This is a genomic window from Nocardiopsis sp. MT53, assembly GCF_019598965.1.
Classification (GTDB): domain Bacteria; phylum Actinomycetota; class Actinomycetes; order Streptosporangiales; family Streptosporangiaceae; genus Nocardiopsis; species Nocardiopsis changdeensis.
Map to the genome: position 1 here is coordinate 36431 of NZ_CP080599.1, position 15313 is coordinate 51743.

A 15313-nucleotide genomic window follows, 5' to 3' on the forward strand; every position below is an offset into this window, starting at 1 on the left:
GGGCGGGTCAGCGTCCGGTGACGCGCAGCAGGGAGTCGCGGAAGGCGGTCATCTCCTGCGGGGTGCCGACGGTGACGCGCAGCCAGCCGGGCGGGCCGACCTCGCGGATGAGGACCTGGTGGTCGAGCAGGGCCTTCCACACCTCGGTGCGGTCCTCGAACTCGCCGAACAGGACGAAGTTGGCGTCGGAGTCGGCGACGGTGAACCCGTGGGCGCGCAGCCACTCCACCAGGGAGTCGCGTTCGGCGCGCAGGTCGGCGACGGCGCCCAGGAGCTCGTCGGCGTGGTCCAGGGCGACCAGGGCGACGGTCTGGGTGACGGCCGACAGGTGGTACGGCAGGCGGACCAGCTGCAGGGCGTCCACCACGGCGGGGTGCGCGGCCAGGTAGCCCAGGCGGGCCCCGGCCAGCGCGAACGCCTTGGACATGGTGCGCGAGACGATCAGGCGCGGGTGGTCGGCCAGCAGGCTCAGGGCGCTGGGGGTGCCCTCCCGGCGGAACTCGGCGTAGGCCTCGTCCACGACGACCACGCCCGGCGCGGCGGCGGCGATGCGCTCGATGTCGGCGATCGGCAGGGCCGTTCCGGTGGGGTTGTTGGGCGAGGTCAGGAAGATGACGCTGGGCTCGTGCTCGGCGACGGCGGCCAGGGCGGCGTCCACGTCGATCCGGAAGTCGGCGGTGCGGGGCACCGCCGCCCAGGCGGTGCCGGTGCCGCGGGAGATGATGGGGTGCATCGAGTAGGACGGCTCGAAGCCCATCGCGGTGCGGCCGGGCCCGCCGAAGGCCTGGAGGATCTGCTGGAGGATCTCGTTGGAGCCGTTGGCCGCCCACACGTTGGCGGTGGTCAGCCCGTGGCCGAGGTACTCGGCCAGGCCGTGGCGCAGCCGGACGGCGTCGCGGTCGGGGTAGCGGTTCAGGCCCGCCGCGGTCTCGGCGACGGCGTCGGCCAGGGCGCGGGCCAGCCGCTCCGACGGCGGGTGCGGGTTCTCGTTGGTGTTGAGGACCACCGGCACGTCGATCTGCGGGGCCCCGTAGGGCGAGCGGCCGCGCAGGTCGTCGCGCAGGGGCAGGTCGTTCAGAGTGAAGCTCACGGGTGTCACGCTCATGGTCGGTCGTGGTCGGTGCGGCGCGCGGCGCCCGCGGAGGCGGGCCGGCCCCGGGCGGGGTCCGGAGCGCCGCACCGTCCGGTCGGTCGCGGCTCCGGCTAGGCCGTGGGGAACCGCGCGGCGACGGCCTCGCCGTGGGCGGGCAGGTCCTCGGCCTCGGCGAGGGTGATGACGTGATGGGCGACGTCGGCCAGCGCGTCGCGGTCGTACTCGACCACGTGCACCCCGCGCAGGAAGGTCTGCACGCTCAGGCCGCCGCTGTGGCAGGCGCACCCGCCGGTGGGCAGCACGTGGTTGGACCCCGCGGCGTAGTCGCCGAGGGAGACCGGGGCGTAGGCGCCGACGAAGATCGCCCCGGCGTTGCGCACGCGGGCCGCGACGGCGGCGGCGTCGGTGGTCATGACCTCCAGGTGTTCTGCGGCGTAGGCGTTGACGACGTCGAGCCCGTGGTCGAGGTCGTCGACCAGGACGATGCCGGACTGGGGCCCGGACAGGGCCTCGCGGACGCGGTCGGCGTGCCGGGTGGCGGCGGCGCGGACGCGCAGGCGGTCGACGACGGCGTCGGCCAGGGCCTCGTCCGGGGTCACCAGGACGGAGGCGGCCACCACGTCGTGCTCGGCCTGGCTGACGAGGTCGGCGGCGACGTGGTCGGGATCGGCGGTGGCGTCGGCCAGGACGGCGATCTCGGTCGGGCCCGCCTCGGCGTCGATGCCGATGACCCCCTTGAGGAGGCGCTTGGCGGCGGCGACCCAGATGTTGCCGGGGCCGGTGACCATGTCGGTGCGGGCGCACCCGCCGGCGCCGTAGGCGAACATGGCGACGGCCTGGGCGCCGCCCACGGCGTAGACCTCGTCGACGCCGAGCAGGGCGCAGGCGGCGAGGATGGTGGGGTGCGGCAGGCCGCCGAACTCCTTCTGCGGCGGCGAGGTGACCGCCAGGGAGCGCACGCCCGCCTCCTGGGCGGGGACGACGTTCATGACGACGCTGGACGGGTAGACGGCGCGGCCGCCCGGCACGTAGAGGCCGACCCGGTCGACGGGGATCCAGCGCTCGGTGACGGTGCCGCCGGGGACGACCTCGGTGGTGTGGTCGGTGCGGCGCTGGTCGCGGTGGACCTTGCGGGCGCGGCGGATGGACTCCTCCAGCGCGGCGCGCACGGCCGGGTCGAGGCCGGCCAGGGCGGCGTCGATCGCGTCCTTGGGGACGCGGATGTCGGTGAGCCGGACCCCGTCGAAGCGCTCGGTGAGCTCGATCAGCGCCTCGACACCGCGATGGCGGACGTCCTCGCACAGGGGGCGCACGCGCTCGGCGGCGTCCGCCACGTCCATGGCCGCGCGCGGAAGGGCGTCGCGGGGGTCGTCCTGGCTGCCTCGGAGGTCGATTCGACTGATCACGCCCCCAGTCTAGGGGGCGATGCCCGACGGGTGGGCTCGGGCGTCCGGATGGTGGACACCACACCGGCACCGATGGGGCGGGTCTCCGCCTTCGGGGCATTCGCCACCAGCGGGAACGAAAACGCGAAATAAGTTCCGCCTTACTTTGGCATACCTTACCTAAATGAACCCAAGAAAGGCTTGGAAAGGCTTGCCTAACGAATTCTTCGGCGTTTCGCTGATTTCCAATAATGGCTTTGCATGGGTTATTGTAGGGGCATGACTTCGAGCAAGAGCAGCGATAGTGGCCTTTCCAAGTTCCACCGTCTCCTCGTCGACCAGGTGCGGCACGAGTTCACGGCCTCCCACCAGTACGTGGCCCTCGCCGCCTGGTTCGACACGCACGACCTGCCCCAGCTGGCCCGGGTGTTCTACGAGCAGTCCCTGGAGGAGCGCGACCACGCCATGATGCTGGTGCGCTACCTCATCGACCGGGACGTCGACTTCGCCCTCCAGGGCGTGGACGGGATCGAGACCGAGTTCGCCGCGCCGCGCGACCTGGTCGCCCTGGCCCTGCGCCAGGAGCGCGAGGTCTCCGACCAGTTCCAGCGCCTGGCCAAGGTCGCCCGCGACGAGGACGACTACACCGGCGAGCAGTTCCTGCAGTGGTTCATCCAGGAGCAGGTGGAGGAGATCGCCAAGATGTCCACCCTCCTGAACGTGGTGGACCGTTCCAACGGGAATCTGTTCGACGTGGAGACCTTCGTCGCCCGCGACATGCCCAGCGAGGACAACGGCAGCCAGAGCGCTCCGGCCACCGCCGGCCCCGCCGTTTCCTAGGGCCTGTTCTCCAGGTGTTCCCCTGTGCCGTCAGGGGTTCGTGAGGCGCCCGGCGGGGTTCTCCAGGCCCAGAGGAGCGGTCCTCGGGGGAAGCGTGCGGCCGCAGGCCGTCCGTTGAGGACCTTCGGCCCTTCGTCGGGCGGGCCGGAGTACGGCCGGGTTTCGAAAAGCACAGCCCAGGCAGCCGCGGGGGCGCCCGGTTCCGACCGGGCGCCCCCGCCGGGTGTCCGAGCCCGAACGGCCGTGACGAAAGGCATACTGGGGCCATGGCCCAGGCTCTGCCGATCTTTCCCTTGAACACCGTTCTGTTCCCCGGTGTGAACGTCCCCCTGCACGTCTTCGAGCCGCGTTACCGGCGGCTGGTCTCCGAACTGCTCGGCCCCACCCTCACCCGCGGTGAACTCGCCGGGCGCGACCGCTCGCCGCGGCGGTTCGGGGTGGTGTGGATCGAGCTGGGGCACGAGGTGGCGGCCACCTCCTCCGCGCAGACCGCCGAGAACCCCGTCGGGGCGCCCACCCTGGGCGGCGACGTCCGGCTCCCCCGGGTGAGCGCCACCGGCTGCACCGCGCTGGTCCGCAACGTGCGCACCTACGACGACGGCCGCTACGACCTGGTGGTGGAGGGCGGCACCCGGTTCACGGTCGACGACCTGTCGGAGGTCGACGCCTCCTCCGCCGACGTCTACCCCACCGCGTCGGTGTCGTTCCTGCCCGAGGCGGCCGGCCCCGACGCCGAGGAGCACGCCGAGCGGGTGCGGGCGCTGTTCGAGGTCTACCGGGAGCGGCTGTCCGCGGCCGGGCTGACCCCGGGGACGTTCGTGGACCCGCCCAAGGACCCCGTCCCGCTGTCGTACGCGCTGTCCGAGGCGGTCGTGCTCGACCAGGCCGAGAAGCAGCGGCTGCTGGAGGCCGAGGACGCGGCGACCCGGCTGGCCGTGCTGGCCCGGTTCCTGCGCCGGGAGAACCGCATCGTGCACACGCCGACCCTCAACACGCTGCCCGCCGGCCCGTTCCTCAACAACGGGGTCTCCTTCAACTGACGGCGGCGGACGCGGACCGGACCCGCGCCCCCGGTCCGGGCGCCGCGGGCTCCGGGTTCGTTAGCCTGCCCTACAGACCAGGCGCCCGGGGGTCGGGCGCGCTTCGACGAGGGACCGGGGAACCGATGAGCGGAAAGGCCACACCCGCCACCGTGGCGGCCGGACGAACCAAGACCACCTACACACTGCACCCGTACGAGGCGGCCGGCGGGGACGGCCACTCCTACGGCACGGACGCCGCGGACGCGCTCGGGATCCCCCACGAGCAGGTGTTCAAGACGCTGGTGGCCGAGGTGGACGGGGTCCTGACGGTGGGGGTGGTGCCGGTGAGCACCTCACTGGACCTCAAGGCGCTGGCGGCCGCCGTGGGCGGCAAGAAGGCCGTGATGGCCGACCCGGCCAAGGCGGAGAAGGCCACCGGGTACGTGCGCGGCGGGATCAGCCCGCTGGGGCAGCGCAAGCGGCTGCGCACCGTCGTCGACGCGTCGGCGCGCGGGCAGCGGACGGTCTACGTGTCGGCGGGGCGGCGCGGACTCCAGATGGAACTGGCGCCCGCCGACCTCATCACGCTCACCGAGGCGGTCGTCGCCCCCATCGGCGCCGACTGAGCGGCGCAACGGCGGCCGGGAACGGGGCGGTGAACCGATCGGGGCGATCGGGAATGAAACCGCGCATACCCTGCCACAAGGGGACATCGGCTGTTGCCGCCCCTACTACCCGAGGGTAGCTTTGTGACATGGGTAACACTTCATCCCCCTTCTCGTCGGTTCCGGACATGTTCGTCTCCCGTGTGGCCGAGAGCGGCGACGCGACGGCGTTCACCTACCCCGTTCCCAACAGCACCGGTGCTCCCGAGACCTGGGAGGCCCTGACCTGGTCGCGGACCCGCGACCGGGTCCGCGACCTCGCCCTGGGCCTGCACTCCCTCGGGGTCACCCCGCAGGCGCGCTGCGCCATCGCCTCCTCCACCAGGATCGAGTGGATCCTGGCCGACCTGGCGATCCTGTGCGCGGGCGGCGCCTCCACCACCGTCTACCCCTCCTCCACCGCCGCCGACTCGGCGTACATCATCTCCGACTCCGGCAGCATGCTGGTCTTCGCCGAGAACGCCGACCAGGTCGCCAAGCTGGTGGACCAGCGGGCGCAGATCCCCGGCGTGTCCAAGGTCGTCGTCTTCGACGGCGAGGGCGGCCACGACGGCTGGGTCATCACCCTGGACGAGCTGGCCGCCCTGGGCGCCGCGCTGCACGGGGAGCGGCCCGAGCTGTTCGACGAGCTCGTCAAGGCGGTGGCACCCGACCACATCGCCACCCTCATCTACACCTCCGGCAGCACCGGCCGCCCCAAGGGCGTGCGGCTGGACCACGCCAACTGGCTGTACGAGGCCAAGGCGCTCCAGGACCTGGACACGGAGCTGCGCGGCCAGGGCTGGGAGCTGCTCGGCCCCGACGACGTGCAGTACCTGTGGCTGCCGCTGTCCCACGTGTTCGGCAAGCTGATGCAGGTCAACCAGTTGCAGGTGGGGTTCGCCACCGCCGTGGACGGGCGGGTCGACAAGATCGTCGACAACCTCTCCGTCGTCCGGCCGACCTTCATGGCCGCCGCCCCCCGCATCTTCGAGAAGGTGTACAACCGTGTCGTCATGCAGGCCAAGGAGGGCGGCGCCGCCAAGTACCGCATCTTCAAGTGGGCCGTGGGCGTGGGCGACCGGGTGGCCCGGCTCAGGGAGGAGGGCAGGGAGCCCGCCGGGGCCCTGGCCCTGCAGCACAGGGTGGCCGACCGGCTCGTCTTCTCCAAGCTGCGCGCCCGCTTCGGCGACCGGCTGAAGTTCTTCATCTCCGGCAGCGCCCCGCTGGCCCCCGAGATCGGCCGGTTCTTCTACGGCGCCGGGATCGTCATCCTGGAGGGCTACGGGCTCACCGAGACCAGCGCGGGATCCTTCCTCAACCGGCCCGGCGGCATCAGGTTCGGGACGGTGGGCATGCCGATGCCCGGGACCGAGGTGAAGATCGCCGAGGACGGCGAGATCCTGCTGCGCGGCGGCGGCGTCATGCGCGGCTACCACAACCTGTCGGGCGCCACCGAGGAGGCCATCGACCGGGACGGCTGGTTCGCCACCGGCGACATCGGCGTCCTGGAGGACGGCAGGCTCCGCATCACCGATCGCAAGAAGGAGCTCATCAAGACCTCCAACGGCAAGTACGTGGCGCCGCAGCACCTGGAGAGCCGGTTCAAGGCGCTGTGCCCCTACGTCAGCAACCTGGTGGTGCACGGCGACCGCCGGCCCTACTGCGTGGCGCTGGTCGCGCTGGACCCCGAGGCCGTCACGGCCTGGGCCCGGGAGAACGGCCTGGGCGGCCTCGACTACACCGCCCTCACCCGGGAGCCGAAGGTGCGCGCGATGGTCCAGGAGGCCGTCGACGAGCTCAACCGGGACCTGCCCCGGCACGAGACCGTCAAGAAGTTCTCGATCCTGCCCAACGACCTGACCGTGGAGGGCGGCGAGATCACGCCGAGCCTGAAGATGCGGCGCCGTGCGGTGGAGACCAAGTACCAGGACATCCTGGACGGTATGTACGAGGACGGCGCCCGGGCCGTCTGACGGTCAGCGCGCCAGCGGGTCCGGCCCCTCGCCCACCGGGGAGGGGCCGGACCACGGCGTGTCGGGGGAGGCCGCGGCGGCCCGGGCGCGCCGGGGCACGCCCGGCAGGTCCCGGCGGACCATGCTGATCAGGTCGAGCAGGGCGTACTGGAGCACGAAGACGAAGGGCCAGGCGACCAGGAACGCCGTGGCGTCCAGGTGCAGGCCCACGGTGACCTCGTCCCCGGCCTGCGCCCGCGCCAGCGCCGTGTGCAGGGGCGTGTCCAGCAGCATGCCGATCCGCCAGGTCAGCAGGGTCCCCGCCGCGGAGCCGAGGAAACCCGCCAGCAGGCACCACAGGCGCAGGTCGCGGGGGCGCCTGCGGGCCAGGGGGAACTGCACCATGTAGACGGCGTAGCCGCTGAGCAGCCCCGCCAGCGCGGTGACCAGGACGAAGGTCCCCTCCCCCGCGAACAGGGCCTCACTGGTGCCGGTGAAGACCTCCCCCTCTCCCAGGGCCGTGCCCTCGGCCCGGTCCGGGGCCAGGAGCCACCAGACGGGACCGAGCAGCGCGCCGGCGGCGGCCAGCGCGCCGAACACCCATGCGCCCACGATCAGCGGTCGCGGCCCGCGCGGCGCGTCCGCGCCGTTCCGGTCGTCCATCTGCGGTCTTCTCCTCGCCCTCGTGCCCTCACCACGGAAAACCAGTGGCTCGGCGGCATGACCGGAACGGAGAATACCGGCATGAGCGACAAGAACAGCACTCTTCACCTGCCCCTGACCGCCCGTGTCGACCCCCCGATGGCGGCCGACGAGCGCACCATGCTCACCTCCTGGCTGGACTGGCACCGCGCCACCGTCCACGCCAAGTGCGCGGGGCTGGACCCGTCCCTGTCCTCGGCCGCGCCGCTGCCGACCTCGCCGCTGATGACCGTGGGCGGTGTGGTGTCCCATCTGCGATGGGTGGAGGCGTTCTGGTTCGAGACCGTGATGTTGGACCAGCCGGACCTGGCCCCCTACAGCGCACAGGACCCCGACGCCGAGTGGCGCCTGGGGGCCGGGCTCCCCCTCGGGGTGCTGCTGGAGGAGTACGAGGCCCAGTGCGCCCGGTCGCGGGAGATCACCGCCAAACTCGAACTCGGGACGTCCTCCCGCAAGGTCCTGAAATCCCGGGGGCGGACCACCCTGCGCTGGGTGCTGGTGCACATGATCGAGGAGACCGCCCGGCACAACGGGCACCTGGACGTCCTGCGCGAACTCGCCGACGGCACCACCGGGGAGTGAGGACGGCGCGCGCGGGAGCGGAAAAGGACGTGAAGACCGTCGGCGGTGACCGCCATGATGGGGAGATGACGGAACACATCACCCTCCCGGCCGCGCCCGAACGCGTCGACCCGCCGACGGACGCCGACGAGCGCACCATGCTCACCACCTGGCTGGACCGGCACCGCGCCACGGTCCACGCCAAGTGCGCGGGGATCGCCGCCGAACACGCGACGGCCACCCCGCTGCCCACCTCTCCGCTGATGAGCGTGGGCGCGATCGTGTCCCACCTGCGCTGGGTGGAGCACGCCTGGTTCGAGTGGATCCTGCTGGGGCTGCCCGAGCGCGGGTACGCGACCCCCGAGGACCCGGACGGCGAGTGGCGGCGCGGCAACGAGGTGCCGCTGGGGACGCTGCTCGAAGAGTACGAGGCGCAGTGCGAGCGCTCCCGGGAGATCACCGCGGAGCTGGATCTGGACACCGTGGCCGTGCGCCGCCGCGAGGGCGAGGACGCCACGACGCTGCGCTGGGTGCTGGTGCACATGATCGAGGAGACCGCCCGGCACAACGGGCACCTGGACATCCTGCGCGAACTCGCCGACGGCACCACCGGGGAGTAGCAGCGACGACCGACGGGGCCCGCCGATCCGCGGCGGGCCCCGTCGCCGTGTCCGGGGTCAGTCCTGTCCGGGGTCGTACCCGTCGTCGGACTCCGGCTCGTCCTCGGCGAGGATGCGGTACAGGCCGCGCTTGCTCTCGGCCAGCAGCCGCTTGGCGCGGTCCACCTGCTCGGGGGTGCCGGCCTGGGCGACCTGGAAGGCGGCGGCGCCGAGCTGGGCGGCCAGGGCGCCGATCTCCTCGTAGCGGGAGCGGTCGTCGGCGTAGGCGTCGGCGGCGGCCTCCCACGGCGGGGTCAGGTCGGCGCCGTGCTCCTCGAGGTGGTCGATGCCCTCCTCGGTGAGCCGGTAGGGGCGGCGGCGGCCCTCGCCCTCCTCCTGGACGATGAGCCCCTCGTCCTCCAGCTGCTGGAGCATCGGGTAGATGGAGCCGGGGCTGGGGCGCCAGGCCCCGCCGCTGCGCTCGCGGCCCTCCCGGATGATCTCGTAGCCGCTGCGCGGCTCCTCGGCCAGCAGCATCAGGATGCCGGTGCGCACGTCGCCCCTCCGGGCGCGGGGGCCGCCCCGCCGGTGCCCCCCGCCGGGGCCGTGCGGCCCGAACCCGCCGAAGGGCCCGCCGGGACCGAACGGTCCCCCCGGCCCGAACGGCCCGGCCCCCCAGCCGCCGGGGCCTCCCGGCGGTACGGGCGGTGCGGGGGGCCCGGGTGGCACCACCGGGCCGAACCCGGCGTGGGGTCCGCCTCCGTGGTGGTGGTCCCGGCGGCGCCCGCCGCGCCGCCCCTCGGCGAAGCGGCGGGACCGGGGGCCGTGCGGGCCGTCGGCGCTGTCGTCGTTCCAGTCCCAGGGACCGGGAAGTGCCATGGCGGTCATGGTGTTCTCCTCAGTGTCGATACAGAGCGACTGTCATACTCTGTTCTGATAGCTCAAAGATATATCGCTAACTTCGCTTCGGCAAGTCCCGGACACGAAAAATCCCCGTGCGCCGGTCGGCGGCGCACGGGGACACGGGTCGGGCGGCGGCTAGTAGTCGACCGCGTACGCCCCCAGCAGGCTCTTCATCTCACCGTTGAACTCCGGGGAGATCCGCACCGAGTAGCGGTCCACCGCGAAGACCTTGGAACGGACCGGGTTGTCCACCCGGATGCGCACCGGGGTGTCCCCCTTGTGCGTGCTCAGCACCTGGCGCAGCTCGTCGACCAGCTCAGGGGTCAGCCGCTTCTCGTCCACCGTCAGCAGCACCGGCGGCTCGCCCTCGGTGATGTGCGAGATGTCCAGGATGGACAGCTCCGAGGCGAACATCGACCAGGTGCCGTCCCGGTCGTTGAGGCGGCCCTTGACCGTCACCGCGGTGTCCTCGATGAGGGCGTCCACGTACAGCGGGAAGGTCTTGGGGAAGAACAGCACCTCCATGGAGGCGTCCAGGTCCTCCACGGTGGCGATCGCCCACTGGTTGCCCGCCTTGTTCACCCGCTTCTCCACCTTGGAGATCAGCCCGGCGATGCGCAGCTCGTTGCGCTCGCGGCTCATCTCCCCGGCGACGATCTGGGCGATGGAGGTGTCCCGGGAGCGGGCCAGCACCCGCTCGGCCCCGGCCAGCGGGTGGCTGGACACGTACAGGCCCAGCATCTCGCGCTCGAAGGCGAGCTTGGTCTTGCGGTCCCACTCCTCGTCGCCCCACTGGATGTTCAGCCCGATCGGGGTGGAGTCGCCGCCCTCCTCAGCGCCGCCGAACAGGTCGAACTGGCCGTGGGCCTCCTGCTTCTTGGAGCTGATCATGCCGTCGACCGCGACCTCGTGGTGGCGGTACAGCTCACGGCGGGGCTGGCCCAGGGAGTCGAAGGCGCCCGCCTTGATCAGGGACTCGATGACGCGCTTGTTGCAGGCGGCCAGCTCGATCTTGGACAGGAAATCGGTGAAGGACGTGTACTTGCCCTTCTCCGTGCGGCTCTTGATGATCGAGTTGACGACGTTGGCGCCCACGTTGCGGACCGCGCCCATGCCGAAGCGGATGTCCTTGCCCACGGGGGTGAAGCGCAGACCGGACTCGTTGACGTCCGGCGGGAGCACCTTGATGCCCTGGGCGCGGCACTCGGCGAGGTAGACCGCCATCTTGTCCTTGTCGTCGCTGACCGAGGTCAGCAGCGCGGCCATGTACGCGGCGGGGTGGTTGGCCTTGAGGTAGGCGGTCCAGTAGGAGACCAGGGCGTAGCCGGCGGCGTGCGACTTGTTGAACGCGTAGCCCGAGAACGGGAGCATGACGTCCCAGAGCGTCTGGATGGCCTCCTTGGAGAAGCCGCGCTCCATGGCGCCGGGGAAGAACTTGGCCTCCTCCTCCTCAAGGGCCTCCTTCTTCTTCTTGCCCATCGCGCGGCGCATCAGGTCGGCTCCGCCCAGCGTGTACCCGGCCAGCTGCTGGGCGATGGCCATGATCTGCTCCTGATACACGATCAGGTGGAAGGTCTCGGCGAGGATCGGCTCCAGGGCGTCCTTGAGCTCCGGGTGGATCGGGGTGATCTCCTGGCGGCCGTTCGATCGGTCGGCGTAGTCGTTGTGGGCGTTGGCCGCCATCGGACCGGGCCGGTACAGGGCGTTGACGGCGGCGATGTCGCCGAACTTCTTCGGCTGCATCCGCTTGAGGAGGTTGCGCATGGCGCCGCCGTCCAGCTGGAACACGCCCAGGGTGTCGCCGCGCGCGAGCAGCTGGTAGGTCTTCTTGTCGTCCAGGGGGAGCTTGGAGAGGTCGATGTCGATCCCCTCGGCCTCCTTGATGGACTTGACCGCGTCGTCCATGATCGTGAGGTTGCGCAGGCCCAGGAAGTCCATCTTGAGCAGCCCCATCTCCTCGCACTGAGGGTAGGGGAAGCCGGTGATGATGGCCCCGTCGGCGTCGCGCATGTGCAGCGGGATGACGTCGAGCAGGGGCTCCTTGGACAGGATGACGCCCGCCGCGTGCACACCGGTGCCGCGGGTCAGGCCCTCGATACCGCGCGCGGTCTCCATGACCTTGGCGACCTGGGGGTCGTTGTCCACCAGGTTGCGCAGCTCGGTGGTCTCGGGGTACCGCTCGTGCTCGGGGTTGAACACGGCGTCGAGCGGGATCTCCTTGCCGCCCACGGCCGCGGGGAACGCCTTCGTGATCTGGTCCCCGACCGAGTAGGGCATGCCCAGGATGCGGGTGGAGTCCTTCACGGCGGCCTTGGCCTTGATGGTGCCGAAGGTGAGGATCTGGGCGACCCGCTCGGCGCCGTACAGGCGGGTGACGTACTCGATCATCTCGCCGCGTCGGCGCTCGTCGAAGTCGAGGTCGACATCGGGCATGGACACGCGCTCGGGGTTGAGGAACCGCTCGAACAGCAGCCCGTGCTCCAGGGGGTCCAGGTCGGTGATGCCCAGGATGTAGGCGATCATCGAACCCGCCGCCGAGCCGCGGCCGGGGCCCAGCGCGATGCCCTCCTTGCGGGCGTACTGGCAGATGTCGGCGACCACCAGGAAGTAGGCGGGGAAGCCCATCTCGTTGATGATGCCCAGCTCGAACTCCACCCGCTGGCGGACCTCGGCGCCGGCGCCGTCCGGGTAGCGGGTCGGCAGCAGCCGCTCGACCTCCTTGGCCAGCCAGGAGGACTGGGTCTCCCCCTCGGGGACGGGGAAGACCGGCATCAGGTCGCGGTGGGCGAAGACCTCGTCGTAGGCGTCGGGGTCGACGCGCTCGGCGATCAGCAGGGTGTTCCTGCACCCCTCCTGCCACTCGTCGAAGGTGAGCAGGCCGCGCATCTCGTCGGCGGTCTTGAGGTAGTAGCCCGAGCCGTTGAACCGGAACCGGGTGGGGTCGTCCAGGTTCTTGCCCACGCCCACCGCCAGCAGCGCGTCGTGGGCGTCGGCCTGGGACTCGTACACGTAGTGGGAGTCGTTGGTGACCAGGGGCGGGATCTTGAGCTCCCGGCCGACCTTGAGGAGGCCGTCGCGGACCTCCTTCTCGATGGGCACGCCGTGGTCCATCAGCTCCAGGAAGACGTTCTCCCTGCCGAAGATGTCCTGGAGCTTGGCGGCGTACTCGATCGCCTCCTTCTCCTGGCCCAGCCGGAGCCGGGTCTGCACACCGCCGGAGGGGCAGCCGGTGGAGACGATGATCCCCTCGCTGTTCTCCGACATCAGGTCCAGGTCCATGCGGGGCTTGGTGTAGTACCCCTCGAAGGACGCGAGAGAGGACATCTTGAAGAGGTTCCGCAGCCCGGCGGCGTTACGGGCCAGCATCGTCATGTGGAGGAAGCGACCGCCTCCGGAGATGTCCTTGGCGCCTTCCGTCGCGGTGTCGTCCGAACCGCTCGCCCGCCCCCAGAACACCCGCTTCTTGTGGAAGCGCGACTCGGGCGCCACGTAGGCCTCGATGCCGATGATCGGCTTGACCCCCGAGCCCTTGGACTGCTGGTAGAACTCGTACGCCCCGAACATGTTGCCGTGGTCGGTCATCGCGACCGCCGGCATGCCCAGTCTCCCCGCCTCCTTGAAGAGGGGCTTGAGCTTGGCCGCACCGTCGAGCATGGAGTACTCGGTGTGGACATGCAGGTGGACGAAGGAGTCTGCCATGGGTGGAGTGCTCCCCAGTGGGTGGACGGACGGGTGGTGTCTCCTGAGCCTACGACTTCCCCATGACGTTCGGTGCCCGCCCGGCCCGAACCACGGGCCCGCTCGGCGGCGGGGGTGGGGGAGAACACCCCTCTCCCCTGGCGAACCGCCCCGCCCTCCCGGCCCTCTGACATCGGCCTGAGGGGGACCCGTGCCCTTTCGACCACCCATGCCCTTTCAACGCTGTGGTGGGTGGCGGGTGTGTCTGTCGGGGGCCGAGGCACCACCGGAGGGCGCATCATCTCCTTCGACCCCGAGGTGGGGGTGGACACACCCTCCGCCCAGGACACATGGGGGCGAGGGCCGCGCATGCCTGCGGGGCCCGACCCGAGGGGGTTGTTCGCCCGACTGGGAACCTCGGCCACAGCCGGGAAGCGAACCGCCACCTCCGCCGCAGGGGGTTCCCCACCCGACTGGGCCCCTCAGCCACAGCCGGAGGGCATCGCACCTCCTCCGCCCCGGGGGTTCCCCGCCCGGGGTCGGCCATAGCCGGGGGCGTCGCAGGGCCTCCGCCGCAGGGGGTTCCCCACCCGACCGGGACCTCCGCCACAGCCGGAAGGCGTCGCAGCACCTCTGCCCCAGGGGGTTTCTCACCCGACCGGAACCTCCGCCATAGCCGTGTCAGGCCAGTGGGGTGCCCGGCCCCAGGGGGTCTTCGCCGAGGTAGTTGTAGGTTTCCAAGAGGCCGGCCGCTTGGGTTGGGCGGTCCGCGCCGGGTGGGCCCGGCCCCGGCCGCAGTCGGTGTCCGGCAGACCGCCAGGCGGGTGCGTTGGGCTCCCGTCCGGGGTGGTGGGGGTGTGTATGCCGGAGCCGGGTGCACGCGGAGCGCGCACACCCGCACCGCTTGGAAAGGTTGTGGGCGCCGGCGGCGGTGAGGGCGCTCCACGCTGTTGCCTACTCCCGCGCGTGACCGCGGTACCGGTCAGTGCCGGGGGTGAAAGCCGCGCGCACCCGCTGCTCCCAAGGCACAGGGGGTGTGGGAAGGAAGGACCGTAACCCCCGCCCCAGGGGGTGTTGCCGCACGTACCCGCAACCCCAGCCCCAGATCGGAAACAGGACCGCGTACCTCAGCCCGGGGGGCGAAGGCCGCGCATACCCACAGCCCCGAGCCCCAGGGGGTAGGGGGAAGAAGAACCGCGCGCCTCAGCCCTGGGGGTGAAGGCCGCGGGTACCCGCGGCATCAGCCAGAGGGGGGCTGGGGAGGAAGGATTGCGCCCCCGCCGCAGGGGGTGGAACGTGCACGTGTCCGCGACCCCCACCCAGGTCCGAAGGAGAGACCACGCACCTTCACCCCGCCGTGGCCGGGGTCGCGGTTCTTCCTCCGGCCTGGGTCCGAGGTTGCGGGTACGTACAGCTTTCACCCCCTGAGGCGGGGGGTCGCGGTTCCTCCTACTCACACCCCCTGGGGTAGAGGTTGCGATCCGGTGCCCGGGCTGTGACCGGGGTTGTGGGTACGTGCGGCAAAACCCCCTGAGGCGGGGGTCGCGGTCATGCCTCCCCACACCCCCTGGGGCTCGGGGCTGCGGGTGCGCGCGGCAAAACCCCCTGAGGCGGGGGTTGCGGTCCTTCCTCCCCACACCCCCCGGGGCTCGGGGCTGTGGGCACGCGCGGCAAAACCCCCTGAGGCGGGGGTTGCGGTCCTTCCTCCCCACACCCCCCGGGGCTCGGGGCTGTGGGCACGCGCGGCTTTCACCCCCCAGAGCTGAGGTGCGCGGTCCTGTGCCCGGTCTGAGGCTGAGGTTCCGGGTGCGTGCGGCTTTCACCCCCCAGAGCTGAGGTGCGCGATCCTGTGCCCGGTCTGAGGCTGAGGCCGCGGGTGCGTGCGGCTTTCACCCCCGCTCCCATCCGTACCGCGGTCATCCGCGGGAGTA

11 protein-coding genes are annotated in these 15313 nt (G+C 71.5%); 6 read left to right on the plus strand and 5 right to left on the minus strand.

All coding sequences use genetic code 11. The annotated features are described in order from the left end of the window. Nucleotides 1–7 precede the first annotated feature (7 nt). Nucleotides 8–1105, minus strand: coding sequence for a histidinol-phosphate transaminase (locus K1J57_RS00175; protein WP_220562470.1), 1098 nt, complete (start codon nucleotides 1103–1105; stop codon nucleotides 8–10). 98 nt (nucleotides 1106–1203) lie between these two features. After that, nucleotides 1204–2499, minus strand: a complete 1296-nt coding sequence (hisD, locus tag K1J57_RS00180; protein WP_220562471.1) for a histidinol dehydrogenase — start codon at nucleotides 2497–2499, stop codon at nucleotides 1204–1206. 258 nt (nucleotides 2500–2757) lie between these two features. Between hisD and K1J57_RS00185 the strand changes: the two genes are divergently transcribed. The 4 genes from K1J57_RS00185 (at nucleotide 2758) to K1J57_RS00200 (ending at nucleotide 6960) form a co-directional block, all read left to right on the plus strand. Next, nucleotides 2758–3318, plus strand: a complete 561-nt coding sequence (locus tag K1J57_RS00185; RefSeq protein WP_220562472.1) for a ferritin — start codon at nucleotides 2758–2760, stop codon at nucleotides 3316–3318. 266 nt (nucleotides 3319–3584) lie between these two features. Next, entirely contained in the window at nucleotides 3585–4358 is a 774-nt protein-coding gene (locus K1J57_RS00190) for an LON peptidase substrate-binding domain-containing protein (protein ID WP_220562473.1), read from the plus strand. A gap of 152 nt (nucleotides 4359–4510) precedes the next feature. Continuing rightward, complete coding sequence (ybaK, locus tag K1J57_RS00195; protein ID WP_220565252.1) at nucleotides 4511–4966, plus strand: Cys-tRNA(Pro) deacylase; 456 nt, start codon at nucleotides 4511–4513, stop codon at nucleotides 4964–4966. Nucleotides 4967–5094: 128 nt separating this feature from the next. Further along, on the plus strand, nucleotides 5095–6960 hold the full coding sequence (locus K1J57_RS00200; RefSeq protein ID WP_220562474.1) for a long-chain fatty acid--CoA ligase: 1866 nt from the start codon (nucleotides 5095–5097) through the stop codon (nucleotides 6958–6960). A gap of 3 nt (nucleotides 6961–6963) precedes the next feature. On the opposite strand, the gene K1J57_RS00205 is transcribed toward K1J57_RS00200, so the two are convergent. Further along, on the minus strand, nucleotides 6964–7602 hold the full coding sequence (locus tag K1J57_RS00205; RefSeq protein WP_220562475.1) for a hypothetical protein: 639 nt from the start codon (nucleotides 7600–7602) through the stop codon (nucleotides 6964–6966). An 81-nt stretch (nucleotides 7603–7683) separates the two neighbouring features. On the opposite strand from K1J57_RS00205, the gene K1J57_RS00210 reads away from it, so the two are divergent. Together K1J57_RS00210 and K1J57_RS00215 are read left to right on the plus strand one after the other, a co-directional pair. Continuing rightward, the gene (locus K1J57_RS00210) at nucleotides 7684–8223 is read left to right on the plus strand and encodes a DinB family protein (protein WP_220562476.1); all 540 of its coding nucleotides are present in this window, start codon (nucleotides 7684–7686) and stop codon (nucleotides 8221–8223) included. A 65-nt stretch (nucleotides 8224–8288) separates the two neighbouring features. Next, nucleotides 8289–8822, plus strand: a complete 534-nt coding sequence (locus K1J57_RS00215; RefSeq protein WP_220562477.1) for a DinB family protein — start codon at nucleotides 8289–8291, stop codon at nucleotides 8820–8822. A 57-nt stretch (nucleotides 8823–8879) separates the two neighbouring features. On the opposite strand, the gene K1J57_RS00220 is transcribed toward K1J57_RS00215, so the two are convergent. Next, nucleotides 8880–9689 carry a PadR family transcriptional regulator gene (locus tag K1J57_RS00220; protein ID WP_220562478.1) on the minus strand — a complete coding sequence of 270 codons (810 nt, stop codon included), beginning with the start codon at nucleotides 9687–9689 and terminating at the stop codon, nucleotides 8880–8882. A 150-nt stretch (nucleotides 9690–9839) separates the two neighbouring features. Next, nucleotides 9840–13403: a DNA polymerase III subunit alpha gene (gene dnaE / locus K1J57_RS00225; protein ID WP_220562479.1), complete on the minus strand. Its 3564-nt coding sequence runs from the start codon at nucleotides 13401–13403 to the stop codon at nucleotides 9840–9842. Nucleotides 13404–15313 lie beyond the last annotated feature (1910 nt).

Bases quoted from the DNA above. Each gene is read 5' to 3' on its own strand.
- dnaE (WP_220562479.1), bottom strand. From the start codon at position 13,403: ATGGCAGACTCCTTCGTCCACCTGCATGTCCACACCGAGTACTCCATG.
- K1J57_RS00220 (WP_220562478.1), bottom strand. From the start codon at position 9,689: ATGACCGCCATGGCACTTCCCGGTCCCTGGGACTGGAACGACGACAGC.
- K1J57_RS00175 (WP_220562470.1), bottom strand. From the start codon at position 1,105: ATGAGCGTGACACCCGTGAGCTTCACTCTGAACGACCTGCCCCTGCGC.
- K1J57_RS00200 (WP_220562474.1), top strand. From the start codon at position 5,095: ATGGGTAACACTTCATCCCCCTTCTCGTCGGTTCCGGACATGTTCGTC.
- K1J57_RS00215 (WP_220562477.1), top strand. From the start codon at position 8,289: ATGACGGAACACATCACCCTCCCGGCCGCGCCCGAACGCGTCGACCCG.
- K1J57_RS00210 (WP_220562476.1), top strand. From the start codon at position 7,684: ATGAGCGACAAGAACAGCACTCTTCACCTGCCCCTGACCGCCCGTGTC.
- K1J57_RS00205 (WP_220562475.1), bottom strand. From the start codon at position 7,602: ATGGACGACCGGAACGGCGCGGACGCGCCGCGCGGGCCGCGACCGCTG.
- K1J57_RS00190 (WP_220562473.1), top strand. From the start codon at position 3,585: ATGGCCCAGGCTCTGCCGATCTTTCCCTTGAACACCGTTCTGTTCCCC.
- K1J57_RS00185 (WP_220562472.1), top strand. From the start codon at position 2,758: ATGACTTCGAGCAAGAGCAGCGATAGTGGCCTTTCCAAGTTCCACCGT.